The 13,819-nt window shown below is 38.1% G+C and carries 11 protein-coding genes and 1 pseudogene; 2 read left to right on the forward strand and 10 right to left on the reverse strand.

Annotation, left to right across the window (positions count from 1 at the left end):
* Nucleotides 1–21: 21 nt before the first annotated feature.
* The 9 genes and pseudogenes from BK120_RS30060 to asnB all read right to left on the reverse strand — a co-directional run.
* Nucleotides 22–408: pseudogene (locus BK120_RS30060) on the reverse strand (manganese catalase family protein); the annotation flags it as partial.
* Nucleotides 409–785: 377 nt separating this feature from the next.
* Nucleotides 786–1,055, reverse strand: a complete 270-nt coding sequence (locus tag BK120_RS30065) for a hypothetical protein (RefSeq protein WP_144376891.1) — start codon at nucleotides 1,053–1,055, stop codon at nucleotides 786–788.
* Between the two features lie 547 nt (nucleotides 1,056–1,602).
* Nucleotides 1,603–3,363, reverse strand: a complete 1,761-nt coding sequence (locus BK120_RS30075) for an ABC transporter ATP-binding protein (RefSeq protein ID WP_076271195.1) — start codon at nucleotides 3,361–3,363, stop codon at nucleotides 1,603–1,605.
* 67 nt (nucleotides 3,364–3,430) lie between these two features.
* Nucleotides 3,431–4,789: an MATE family efflux transporter gene (locus tag BK120_RS30080; protein WP_076271196.1), complete on the reverse strand. Its 1,359-nt coding sequence runs from the start codon at nucleotides 4,787–4,789 to the stop codon at nucleotides 3,431–3,433.
* Between the two features lie 118 nt (nucleotides 4,790–4,907).
* Nucleotides 4,908–5,210: a metal-sensing transcriptional repressor gene (locus BK120_RS30085; RefSeq protein WP_076271197.1), complete on the reverse strand. Its 303-nt coding sequence runs from the start codon at nucleotides 5,208–5,210 to the stop codon at nucleotides 4,908–4,910.
* A 91-nt stretch (nucleotides 5,211–5,301) separates the two neighbouring features.
* A complete protein-coding gene (gene murI / locus BK120_RS30090; protein ID WP_076271198.1) occupies nucleotides 5,302–6,081 on the reverse strand; it encodes a glutamate racemase in 780 nt (259 codons plus the stop codon).
* A gap of 30 nt (nucleotides 6,082–6,111) precedes the next feature.
* Entirely contained in the window at nucleotides 6,112–7,329 is a 1,218-nt protein-coding gene (locus tag BK120_RS30095) for a carboxylate--amine ligase (protein WP_256711071.1), read from the reverse strand.
* Nucleotides 7,330–7,499: 170 nt separating this feature from the next.
* Entirely contained in the window at nucleotides 7,500–8,543 is a 1,044-nt protein-coding gene (locus BK120_RS30100; protein WP_076271199.1) for a C39 family peptidase, read from the reverse strand.
* Nucleotides 8,544–8,567: 24 nt separating this feature from the next.
* Nucleotides 8,568–10,415 carry an asparagine synthase (glutamine-hydrolyzing) gene (asnB, locus tag BK120_RS30105; RefSeq protein ID WP_076271200.1) on the reverse strand — a complete coding sequence of 616 codons (1,848 nt, stop codon included), beginning with the start codon at nucleotides 10,413–10,415 and terminating at the stop codon, nucleotides 8,568–8,570.
* A 520-nt stretch (nucleotides 10,416–10,935) separates the two neighbouring features.
* Here asnB and BK120_RS30110 point away from each other — a divergent pair.
* Both BK120_RS30110 and BK120_RS30115 read left to right on the forward strand, forming a co-directional pair.
* On the forward strand, nucleotides 10,936–11,679 hold the full coding sequence (locus tag BK120_RS30110) for a response regulator transcription factor (RefSeq protein ID WP_256711072.1): 744 nt from the start codon (nucleotides 10,936–10,938) through the stop codon (nucleotides 11,677–11,679).
* Nucleotides 11,666–13,078: a HAMP domain-containing sensor histidine kinase gene (locus BK120_RS30115; protein WP_076271201.1), complete on the forward strand. Its 1,413-nt coding sequence runs from the start codon at nucleotides 11,666–11,668 to the stop codon at nucleotides 13,076–13,078. The genes BK120_RS30110 and BK120_RS30115 overlap by 14 nt, the downstream gene beginning before the upstream one ends.
* Here the strand turns inward: BK120_RS30115 and BK120_RS30120 are convergent.
* Nucleotides 13,075–13,686 carry a class II glutamine amidotransferase domain-containing protein gene (locus BK120_RS30120; protein ID WP_076271202.1) on the reverse strand — a complete coding sequence of 204 codons (612 nt, stop codon included), beginning with the start codon at nucleotides 13,684–13,686 and terminating at the stop codon, nucleotides 13,075–13,077. The two genes, BK120_RS30115 and BK120_RS30120, sit on opposite strands and share 4 nt — an antisense overlap.
* Nucleotides 13,687–13,819 lie beyond the last annotated feature (133 nt).

Below are 13,819 nucleotides of genomic sequence, written 5' to 3' on the forward strand. Positions count from 1 at the left end.
CACCCTGCAGAGAGGTTCCCTCTAATAAAATATCTTTTCATCCCGCTTATCCTTAAGTATTTCCACCGCTTCCCGGAACCGCAAAGAGTGTATAATCTCCCGCTCCCGCAAATACTTCAAGCTATCCTGCAGATCCACATCGTCCGTTAGATCAATCAGCCACTGATACGTCGCCCTAGCCTTCTCCTCCGCCGCTATATCCTCATATAGATCCGCAATTGGATCGCCTTTGGCTTGAATATAGGCGGCCGTAAACGGTACGCCTCCTGCATTCTCATAGAATAAGGCGCTGTCATGAGCCACATAATGAGCACCTAGGCCTGCAGCCTTAAGCTGCTCTGGCGTTGCATCTTTTGTGAGCTTGTAAATCATGGTCGCGATCATCTCAAGGTGTGCAAATTCGTTGGTACATCATATTTGTAGGTGATGATTTTCCCATACACAGCAAGGCTTTTCGATTTTGAATATTTAGGTATTAATGCTTTTTGACTATGAAGCGGCAACTCAACAACCAAAATCTCGCCTCACGCTGCTGATAAAACTTATTGATTCAAAGTCGTTGGTCTCTCAACATAATACCAAGATCGTTCAATTATCATTCCCAAGCTCAACGAGGCTGTTTATTACCAAGAAGAGCTGCCGGCATATAAAAAGGAATTCAGGCCAGTCTAGATGCATCTAATCTTACTACGCCACCTTAAAAAGGTCGAATTCTCCTTACTTAAGAAATTTGCTGAATGAATAACAATACTCCCATAATTATTCATTTACCACTCACCTTCCAATTAATTCAACTCTTCTTTGAGTGGTTTCTCCTTTACAACATTGAAAAAAAATCCATCACTTACTTCTTCTGGAGTTATGAATTTAAACTGTGTTTTAAAAGTAACATCATCAAGATTTACGGGTATTGCGATAAAATTATTATTATATGTATCCACAACTGCATAATCAGTATTATCAACTTCAATAACCCAAAAAGATTTTGTAGTAGCTGCAAAATCCTTTAATGAGAATTCGTACATTGAAATAAGAGCCGGGGGATGCTTTCCCACAGGCTCTCTATAAAAATCACCATACGATATAATATTTATCAACATATAAAGTAACTATGTTTTACCTTAAAAATCAAATCTTTACAATGGAACTTAATGCAGTTGTCTACATTGCTTTCATGGTCAATTATTTTAACATCAAATTGTTCTTTAAAATACAGATCTTGCATAAAGGACATCGATGAAATGCTAGACGGGCAATTGAACATTATCTCGATGGCGATTGAAACCGTTAGGTTATAGCGTTTATCCTTAACAACAATCATCTTACCATCCTTCTATATGGCCAGGTCAGCGTCATAGTCCCCACTGCTCTGGTTACTTCGACTAAATATCATAAGTACTGCAGAGGATCGTCATCCGATAGACAAACTGCCGCTTATATTTACCTTGAAAACAAAAATAGACAATCATTCATTGCCAACCAATCAATAAAGCATTTTTTCATTGCATCCGCAGATAATAAGAAGCACTATCAGGAGACGTTACGCAAAAGGGCTCGGACCCGTTACGTTAGAAAGACCGACCCTCTTGAAATCCATGCTGCTCAATACATATGAACAGATTCTTTAATATTTTGAAAATTATATAATCGCGCGTAGGATCTACCTTTTTGCATTAATTGTTCATGAGTACCAACTTCTATAATCTCACCATTTTCAATTAATATTATCTTATCAGCATGAGTAATAGTGGAGAGACGATGAGCAATTATAATTGTTGTTCTATTTTGGGCTAATCTTTCAAGTGATTCTTGAATGAGATGTTCCGATTCTAAATCGAGAGCAGATGTTGCTTCATCTAATATTATTATGTTAGGATTCTTCAAGAAGACTCGGGCGATTGCAATCCTCTGTTTTTGTCCCCCAGAAAGCTTTACACCACGCTCCCCGATCTCTGTGTCATAACCTAATGGAAGATTTAAGATAAATGAATGTGCATTAGCTGCCGTCGCTGCCTCTACTACCTCCTTCTCAGTTGCATGCGGCCGACCGAAGAGAATGTTTTCCCGAATGGTCCCACTAAATAGAATATTATCTTGTAATACAATACCGATTTCATTTCGCAAGCTTGTTAATGTTATCTGTTGAATATCTATGTCGTCGATAGTAATGATTCCTTTCTGGATATCGTAAAAACGAGGAATTAAACTAATCATCGAGGATTTACCACCACCACTCATTCCAACAAGAGCCACGGTTTCCCCAGGTTGAATTTTAAAACTAATATTTTTAAGTACCCACTCACTCTTATCATCATAACGAAACCATACGTCATCAAAATGAATGTTCCCATATACATTACTTACAGACTGTGCATTGTTGGAGTCTACAATGTCATAAGGTTCATTTAATAATTCAACTACTCGTTCCAATGATGCAGTCGCCTGAGTCAATTCTGTTGATGAATTAACCAGTCGACGCAATGGACTATAGAGTCGGTCTAGAAATCCAAAAAATGCAACAAAAGATCCGACAGTCAACTGTTCATTGATGACTAGATATCCACCATAAGCGATCACAAGGAGCGGAGCCATATCTGTCAATGTATTTATAATACCGTTTGTTAAAGCATTCCATCTAGTGTGCGCCAAAGCACTGTCCAGAAATTTCTGGTTTCTTTTTTTAAACTGCCTTTCTTCGTAATTTTCCAATGTAAAACTCTTGATAACTGGAATGCCACTAACCCGTTCATAAAGATATCCCTGCATCTCAGCAAGAGATTGGGAACGTGATTTAGTTAATGTTTTTAGCTTCTTGTATAACATTTTGACGGCAATTATATAGAGCGGAAAGATGGATATGGCAACAAACATTAATGAAAAATCCATATAGTACATGATAACCAATGCAATTGAAAGTGTGATAATATCCAACCAGATATTCATCATTCCCGTTTCTACTAAACTTTTCGTTTGTTCCACATCGTTCATTATGCGGGATATAACTTCCCCCACTTTTTGGTTCTGATAGTAGCGCAAAGAGAGCTTCTGAATATGATTGTATAATCGATTCCGTATATCAAATAGAACTTTACTAGTAATTAATTGTGCAAAATATTGACGATAATATTCAACCGGATACCGAAGCACTATAAATACTACAAAAGCCATACCCATGACAAAGGAAAGCTTTGATAGCTTAAGTTCTGATGAAAGCGAACTTAACAACAGATCATCCACGACATACTTAATAACCAAAGGCATCGATAGCGGAATACTAAATTTAATAATGCCTATTATTAGAGTAATGATGACAAGTTTCCAATATGGTTTTACAAATTCATAATAGACTTTAAGATTTGACAATAGGAAGTCACTCCCCCCGTTCAACGTTTTTGATTGAATTTTCGTGATATCTCAATTTAAGTCAAACTTACGCTTTTTGTATAATAGCGATTTCTCTATTAAATATGCGATGAAAACGATATAGCAAGAAAATTGCTCGGATGAACAAATCAATTGCCATGGACAGCCATACTCCAGATATTCCCATGTTGAAATGAACAGAAAGAATATATACTCCGAGGACTCTAATCAACCACATGCCAATAGCAGTGCTATACATGGGACTTTTAGTATCTCCCGCGCCTTGCAGAGCTCCCGTAATAACCAAACCGATTGCCAGAAAAGGTTGTGCAAAAGCATCGATTCTCAATGCTGTAGTAACCATATTGATAACGTCCGCCTCGCCGGTAAACCATGATGCAGCTAATGGAGAGAATACAAATAAAAGTATACCAATACATGACATAAAAATTACCGCTATTCCGGCACTAAGAATACCATACTGATAAGCATCCCGATTCCTGCCAGCTCCTAATTGTTGACCTACCAACGTCGTTGCTGCTATTGCAAATCCATAACCTGGCATATAAGAGAAAATTTCAATGCTGCCTGCAATCGAATGTGCGGCATAAACTTTGGTTCCAATACTAATGATCATTCCGAAATATAGTACCTGTCCTGTCCGCATAATCAGACGCTCAACAGCAGCCGGACCGGATATCTTTAATAAAGGAAAGGTCAGATCACTAGATTTCGTTCTAAGCTTAAACGCCAAACTCGTTTTTTGAATATACATAAAAAGTGCAACACTTCCAATGATTCTAACAATAACAGTGGCATATGCTGCTCCTGCTATTCCCCATCCCCCATAACCAAATAAACCGAAAATGAACACAAAACCAAGAATCACATGGATGAGATTAACCCATATTCCAATTTTCATCGGTGTCTTTGTATCACCTGCTGCTCGCAAAATACTGCCAAATACCGTCATCAGCGAAATAAAAACAGCTGGAATTCCAACAATACGAAGATAAAGCGCACCATCTTTAATAACTTCAGCTTCTGCACCCATTAGTCGAAGCAATGATTCGGCAAAAAACAAGGTAATGACTCCAACCAGTAGACCCGCTAGAATACTTAAAATCGTCGATTGTTTGGCAATAGCATTGGCTCGTTCATGGTTTCCCGAACCAATGCTTTTGGCAATAAGAGAAGACGTTCCGACCCCTAAAGCCAGGAATATGGCTAGGTAAATTGCAATAATTGCATTACTTACGCCGACCGCAGCAACTTCGCTTAAGCCCAGTTTAGAAACAAATAGCGCATCAACAAAACCGACAATGGTTTGTAGAAAGTTCTCAATGACAGCTGGGATTCCGAGAGCCAATATTATTTTTATCTTTTGACGTTTATTCGTATCTTGTAGCAGTATAGTTGTAGGCATAATGATTTTCACATCCTTGATTAAAATTACACTCTTAATTAAAGTAACATATCCCCCTAGGGGGGTTATTTTAATTGTAAAAAAAAGCGAACCGGCTCAATACTAGGTTTCGCTTATATTATCGAATGAAATGATCTAATGCTTTATTCAAATCTTCTAACGTTTTCTTCTCGCCTCTTTGCAGCGCATCAACAACGCAACTCTCTAGGTGGTCCTTCAACAACAACTTTGCTGCATTGTCCAACGCTTTACGAACTGCAGCTATTTGGAGAAGAATATCCGAACAATCACGCCCGTCAGCTGTCATTTCCTTCACGGAACGAACATGGCCTTCTATGCGAGATAACCGATTCACAATTTGCTTTCTGTACTTATGCTCATGATGGTGTTCGTGTGTATGTTCGTGATCGTGATCGCTCATAGAAGGACCTCCCTTGCGTTGAATAATCAAACTATATCGCATTTACCTTGCGATGTAAACTGAGCATTGGTAATATTATTAAATTCGGTAATCACTGTATATGATCTAGTGTTTTAATTAAGTCACTAAATACAGCTAATACGGCCGTATCCTCCACTTTTAGTCCTGATTGGTAATACACAATACTCCCCTTCCCTTTGTTGTCTTGATTACTTATATTAAGAATGTTCTTTAGACGATTTACTGTACCGTAGTTACCAGAAAGAATTTCCACTCCTGAAGGAAATACCGTTCTAATACTATTGATAAAATAAGGAAAATGCGTACATCCGAGCACAACTGTATCGTATTCCTCCAAGCGATATGATACCAGCATTTGTTTTAAGTAAGGGATGACCTTCTCCTCCCTAAACTCTAATCGTTCAGCAAAATCAACAAGACCAGGTAATGCCACTCCCTTGACATTATCTTCAAGTTCCAGACTTTTCAACAGATTCGTGTACTTTTTTTCCCGCAAAGTTAGGTTTGTAGCTAAAACCATAATATTTTTTTTCGATCCTTGCCATTTCCTAACAGCTGGTTTAATCGCTGGCTCTATCCCTACAATGGGAAATTCATAGCGATTACGAAGATCCTCAATTGCGACACTGGTTGCAGTGTTGCAAGCAATAACCAAAGCTTTTATATTTTGCGCAGCTAGAAACTCCGCGGCTTGAAAGGTGTATTTTTTTATGTCTTCTCTAGACTTCTCTCCATAGGGTGCATTCAAAGGATCAGAGTAAAATATATAATTTTCGTTGGGCATGAGGCGAAGCGCCTGATGAAGCACAGTGACTCCACCTATGCCAGAATCAAAAATACCGATGCTCATATATGATACCTTCCTTGTATTTTCAAGATTTCACCACTGGTTATTTCTATATTTACGATAATAGTTCATTTGGCGGGCGAACAAAAAGAATTTACGTTTTAAATGGTGATCATCCTTATAGAAGAGAGGATTATCATATCGCCCCTCCCCAAGCAACTTCTTAACATCTGCACGGATGTTAGGATCGGCAACAAATTTTCGCAAAACAATTTTCGGAACAACCGTAAACAAAAACTCCTTGTCCAAATATACGAGAGCTTTATCTTTATTGTATATGAGGTCATCTACTATATACTCTGCCATATTATATCCAAGTGATGTGATGTAATAACTGGATCTGCCTTGTCTGATATTCACTTCAAAAACTTTAAAGGTTCCGTCCCTTTGATCGAATTTAATATCAAAGTTCGCAAAGCCAACATAGCCGATTGCTTCCAAGAATCGTTGTAGCTTGCCCATCATGTCTTTATTGAACCGAGTAATTAATGCAGTATAGTTTCCTATAGCAGTAACCGTGTGTTCTTGAAGAACAACTTGCGCGAACGTTACGATTTGAGTCTTCCCGTAGGAATTAATATATAAAACCGAGTCCCACATATAGGAATCATCCCCAGGAATGTAATCCTGGATGATTAATTCATCGTCATATCCACTATTCTTAATAGTGGATATAACATGGTTCATCTCACTTAATGAAGACACTTTATACACCTTCTGCTGACCTGTGAATTTATGCTGATAATAGGATATTCCGTTACTTGGTTTTATAATAATGGGAAAGGCTATTTCCTCAGGTATCGTGGAATAATCAGTGCGACAATCGTAATAATAAGTTATAGGCGTTTCAATGCCGAGTTTTTCGCATAAATGATAAAAGTTCGACTTAATTTGCAACTGGTTCATCAAATGTTCATTCGTATAATTAAAAATAAAATGAGACTGTAATTGCTCGGAATGTTCAATGATGAGGCGAACATACAAGTCATTCGTACCGACAAGCAGAAGTTTATGATCGTTGCGCCCGTACTTTTCGGCCACTTTTATAAGAAAGGAAGCAAATAGATGTTTTTCTCCTAACTCGGGAAAAATTTCAATTTTCTCAATAACAGAGCTATATTGGGTAAAAGGTAAGTGCTCTCTCCCAATGAGAATGGGTTTACATTGGTAGGCTTTATGAAAAGATATTGCCATATTGTATGCATTCATATCGGTTCCTATAATAATCGGTATAAATGGTTGGTTAAACACGTTACACGCTCCCCCTAGTATTTTACTTTACTTATGTTACAGGACGTGTTCGTGCTTCTTGTGATCGCAACATTACGATAAGATGACCAGTCCTACTCAAATTCTTTAAAATTGAAGAAAAAAAGAAGAGTCATCACAAATGGATGGCTCTTCGCATACATGGATAATTATTAATAAAAAGTTATTGCCTGTTTTCCCATTTGCTCCCATGATTGTGCGAAATCGATCAAGCTAACCTTGCGATCCTTTTTGTTAGCTAATGGGTCATTGAAATAAATGAACTCTGTGTCGTACCCCGTCAAGAGCACGGCGTGCTCCTTGTACGTTATCTCTACAGGGCCGCTTGGTGTTTGCCATGTTTTGAATGATGAATCAGGCAGCTGTTTAAAGGTAGTATTCGTAATAACCCATACTGGTTTTCCTTGCTGCAACGGTTGAAGAATATCCGTAAATTCAACACCTGTCATGTCAAGAATACGATCAGGCAAGTAAGATTGTGCTAACTCTGCTATTGGACCATGATAAACGGCTGCAAACCATGGCTCCTTGTCTTCCATCATGTCACCAATTAAACCATCATACGGGCTGCCAAAGTATACGACACCATTTTCTTTTCGATATGGTGTCGTATCTTTTCGTATTTGTGCGGCGAGTTCCATCTTGTCTACTCGAACATTGGCATATTGTAGTAGCATAGCGAGCGTGGTCACTTCGCAGCCTCGCTCCAATTCGGGAAGCTGCGCGATAAGAGGTGCATCTAACCGTGTACTTTTAGCTGCTGCAGGTTCGCTAGTCCATAATACACTATTTGTATTGTTGTGGACGATTCTGGCATTAAGTTGAGTTCTTGAGAATGTTACAGCCTCTACGTAATTATCAAAATCATGAATCAACTTGTCTCCCTGATAAACCGTATAGGATTTATAATTTGACCAAATTACATTGGATGTATTTTTATTTTGAATTGATGAGTGTTCGTATTTTGAAGCGTTGGCAATCGCCACTTCAAGCGTTTCATGCTCTGACTGTTTTTGATCTCCAGAAAATACGATAAACAACTTCTCTTCACTTGTGATTAGATCCGGAAGCATATCTTGATCGATGTCTGTAAGCGTATCGCTAGATGAAAAGTTTTTAGAAATACTCCACCCTATCGCTATACATATCGCTAGTATCGCAATAGTTCTAATTCTTCGTTGGTGTAATTTCTTCACGGGGTCCTCCATGTATTTTTCTTATTACTCTTCAAAAAATGTTTGATACCAAACAAGAAACACATACACTGTCCATATATATCGTGCATGATTTTGTTTGCCTAAGAAATGGGCATCCAAATAGCCAATAAGCTTCTCCGTGTAAAAAAACTGTTTCGCGCTATCCGAGGAAAAGCTTTCTTTGACCATATCGTAATATTTTTTTTCCCTTAACCAGTAACGAATCGGTACCGGAAATCCGACTTTTGGTCGTTTTGCCCATTCTTCAGGCAGCACTTGCTTGGCAGCAGCTCTAAATGCATACTTCGTTTTTTGTGAGCGAACGCGCATTTGCGAAGGGATTTTCATGGCCAAGTTCATTACTTTTTTATCCAAGAAAGGCACCCGCATTTCCAGTGAATGTGCCATGCTCATTTTGTCTGCCTTCAACAATATATCTCCCGGCATCCATAGTTTTAGGTCGAGGTATTGTTTTTTGGTTAGATCGTCTTTGCCTTGCACTTTGTCATAGACATTACTCGTAATGCTTTGGACAGATGGCCCATCTCTGTACTCATCTTTCAAAATACCGATTGCATCGGCCTCTTCGAAAACTTTTGCATGTCCGATGAACGTCTCTTCTACTCTTTGTCCCCCCTTAACGAGAAAGTTCGAAATACGATGACGTGGTAACATAGTTGCAATCTTAGACACCGCTCGTCGAACTGTGTAAGGAATGATTTGATACTTTTCCATTATTGGGGTCGGAGCATACCAATCGTATCCGCCAAAAATCTCATCTGCACCTTCTCCAGAAAGGACCACCGTGACATGCTGACTTGCAAGCTCAGCTAAGAAATATAAAGGCAAGGAGGACAAGTTGGATTGTGGTTCATCCATGTGGTATTGAATTTTTGGAAGCGCTTGAAAGCATTCATCGGCCGTAACCAGTCGCTTATGGTTTTCTATGTGCAAGCGATTGGACAAATCTTCAGCCAAATCCGTTTCGTTAAAATTGCCGTCATAATCCTTAAATCCGACGGTAAAGGTTTTGTCTGGTTTGAGCAAAGCTGTTATATAGCTTGAGTCTACCCCGCCAGATAAGTAAGAGCCAACCGCTACATCACTAATTTTATGACTTTCAACAGATTCACTAACCGTTCGATTAATTTCTTCAACATATTTCTCTAAAGAGTCTTCGACAGCAGAATAATTCGCATCCCAGTATGAATGAATTTTGATCTTATTATTCTCGTGCACTAGCATATGGCCCGGTTGAAGCTTATAAACACCTTTAAAGAACGTCTCATCCAAAACAGAGTATTGAAATGTCAAATAAGGTTTTAAGGCTTGTTTATTTAGTTCTTTCCGGAAATAAGGATGCTTTAAAAAGGACTTAATTTCGGATCCAAATATCATTGTTTCATTTGAGGTATTTTGCGTATAATAAAGCGGCTTAATACCGAACATATCTCTTGCCAATAGCAGCCGACCATTCCTTTTGTCCCAAATCGCAATGGAAAACATCCCTCTAAGCTTGGAAATAATCTGCTCTCCATATTCTTCATATCCATGAATGATGACTTCACTGTCCGTTTGACTTTTGAAATGATGCCCTTTCTCCATTAATTCTTCGCGTAGTTCTTTATAATTATAAATTTCACCGTTAAAAACGAGAATGCAGTTTTCATCTTCATTCGTCATAGGTTGACTTGCTACGTCGGTAAGGTCTATGATCTTTAATCTTCGAAAACCAAATGCAACGTCTTCATCTGAATAAATGCCGTGACTATCAGGACCGCGATGGACGATTGTATCCATCATAGCTTCAATAATGTTGTTGTTATGCTTAAAATTCGTCCGTGTTTGGGTATATCCTACAAATCCGCACATATTTTATTCCTCACATTTCTACTAGTATAGTTACAATGTACAGTGAGGATGGGGAGTTTCAGTGAGTCGTGTTTTACAAGAAGATTACAGTTTCTTCTCCATTTACACAAAAAGAGGCATCCATTATTGGATACCTTCTAATTTCTAGCACTTCGTCTGTTAATACCAGAATAATATACTTGTTGCTCTGCCCCAAGGTTTGTTATTATGATTTGACCTTGAATATATTTGTCTCTTCTAACTATTACTGCGATTTAAACGTAAGGATAATATAAAATATAAGAATGTGAAGGATGTCACAATAAAACTAATTAATGGTCCAATCGTTTTTGCACGAGTTATTGGTTCGGAAGGGGCCGCCATTAGCTCAATGGAAAACATAACGGCAGATGTAAGAACAGCAAAGAGTAAGATGGTACCAATAACAAACCTTAGATAATACATATACATTTCCTTTCTTCACGTAAACTTCAATATTTCTGGCTACAATAGAGATATTCATAAAAGGAGGTTCAACAGAGTGAACCAATTGTTAAGACGAAATAAACTCATATTAATTGTTGACGATGAGGAGCCAATGCGCCAACTGATTCAGCTTTATCTTCAAGCAGATGGTTATGATACAGATTGTGCATCAAGCGGCGAGGAGGCTATTCAGACATTGGAACAATTTCCAATTGATCTAATCCTACTGGATGTTATGATGCCACGAATGGATGGATTTGACGTCTGCACAGCTATTCGTAAATTTTCGCCAGTGCCGATCATTATGTTGACCGCTCGGGAATCTATGACTGATAAAGTCATCGGGTTAAAACTCGGTGCAGATGACTATATAACGAAGCCATTTGATCAGCATGAACTACTCGCTCGAATCGAATCTATCTTACGCAGAGAACAACTTCTTAATAAATATAATGAAAATACCTTTGCAGAAACAAAAGGTGTTTCTAAATCTATATTGACTTTTCATAGTTTACGGATGAATATCCAGATGCATCAGGTATCTTTTCAAGAAAAGGAACTCCCTCTAACCCCAAAGGAATTTGGAATCTTACGATTATTTCTTTCAAATAAAGGAAGGTTATTTCACCGTGAAGATATTATAGAACTTTTATGGGGAACCAGTCATATATCCGATGACCGTACCGTCGATACGCATATCAAAAACATACGAAATAAACTCAACGATATTGGCATTGATGGACATAAAGTAATAAAAACAGTTTGGGGAACCGGTTATATTTGCCATGAAGAAAATTAATCCTCATGGCATTGCTATTAAACTAGGTGTGGTTTTAGCCGTCGTTATACTTATCATCATCCTGTGCATTGAAGGTATTCTCTACTCGCTGTTTATCCGTTTTTATACGGACGATTCCATTAATGAACAAATAAAACGAACAAATAATTATGCTGCAATATTAAGTGACCACTTTGATGAGAACACGATTAGACATGTTATATTGATGGAAGAGGATACAGGAAATTTATTACTAATTATGGATGAAGCAAAATCGGTACTTAATCAATCGAGCGGCATTGATACATTAGACTCCTTTTATGTGAATGAGAGCAAGTCACACGACACAATTAATCACGGACCAGTACTTGCTTCAGACTGGAAGAACGAACCGTATTTCATCACTTGGGCATCAATCAAAATACAAGATGGTGGTGGTGATGGACAAATCATCATGTATGGATCTACAGAACCGATTCAAGAGGCTGTAAAAACATTGCGCAATACATTTAGCGCCGTTTCATTTGCATCCATATTAATGGGGATAGCCGTAATCATAGTTATTACCGGAAAGATTGTGAATCCCCTACTCAAGATGATAAAGATTGCACATTCTATATCAGAAGGAAAATACAATCATAAGTTGGATTCCAGAGGAAAAGACGAAATTGGTCAATTGGCCGCTGCCATTAATCGAATGTCTTCTAGTATTAAATATTATAAGCAACAACGAAATCAGTTCTTAGCTGATATTTCTCATGAATTGAAGACTCCTCTCACTTATATGAAAGGTTATTCTGAAGTTCTTCTTCAAGACCTCTCAAATGATGAGGATAAACGACACCAATATTTAAAGCTGATTCACTCCCAAAGTATTCATCTGCAGCGACTAGTCCAAGATCTACTTGACTTGGCCCAACTTGAACAACAACATTTTGCGCTTGCTTTCCAGAAAACATCGCTGGATAAAGTCATTATGAATGTTCTTGCATTTATGCAGCTCCCTCTTAAAGAGAAAGGCATACAGTTAAACTATTTTCCGTCACAAGAACCAATGTTCATTAACGGAGACGATAAACGATTACAACAAGTCTTAATCAATCTTTTGGAAAACGGAAAAAATTATACGGCAGCTGACGGCACGATTACAATCGAAGTAAATCGCTCAGATGAAAATGGTAAAGTTGTTATTACAGACACAGGAATCGGTATTCCAGAAGACGAAATACCACTTATATGGGATCGGTTGTACCGAGTAGAAAAATCGCGATCTCGAGTTTCAGGCGGGTCTGGATTAGGACTTGCTATTTGTAAAGAGATTATTGAACTTCATGGTGGAACAATTACTGCAAGAAGCCAAGTCGGAAAATGGACTGCATTCGAAATCCATTTGCCTTTGCTCGAAATAAATGAAAACTAATATGCATGTATTATAGCCTTACCTCTGTGAATTGTAAGCGTATGGCCCCTCAGCAGAGGGACATACGCTTCTTTTGTTTTACTTTGATAACTATGCTCTTTCGACAGTGCTAAAAAAGTATCAACATTTGTTCCAATTAAAAATCCATTAATCGTTTCACAATAAAAAAGCGGATTTATTCCCAATGCATCACATGCCGAAAACACCTTTTGTAGGTGATGATCCCAAATAATGAAACTGAATATACCGTCTAAGTATGTGATAAAGGAAGGTCCAATCGTTTCGTAAAGCCGTAAAATCAGGTCGCTCTCCCCCTGTATTTTTGCACTATAGCCTGCTCCGATTAGTTGATCCCGTAATATTTCGAAATTGGTAATCGAACCCGTATAAACAATTTGATTTCCTTCTATTTTCATTTCTGAAACCATATCGTAATTAACTGGAACCATAGATCCTTTATGGAACATTACTAATCCAATGAATGAGTTCATATATATAAACTTGTGATATTTCAGGCTTGGGATGACTAGTGTATGTATATAACGGTTAATAACATCTGAGTTAAACGATGCTCCACTACAATGAACGAATGCGATGATTCCTGACATAGACACTCTCCCGTAATTATTCCGTTCCCAGTGTAATCATACCGAAAGAAGTAGGAATTGTGGTGAAACAAACATCACAGTTAGGTAACATTTCCTTCTCAGTTCCTTCAATATTTCATCATCCTGTCCCATA

Source organism: Paenibacillus sp. FSL A5-0031 (assembly GCF_001956295.1).
In the GTDB taxonomy this organism is placed as follows: Bacteria; Bacillota; Bacilli; order Paenibacillales; family Paenibacillaceae; genus Pristimantibacillus.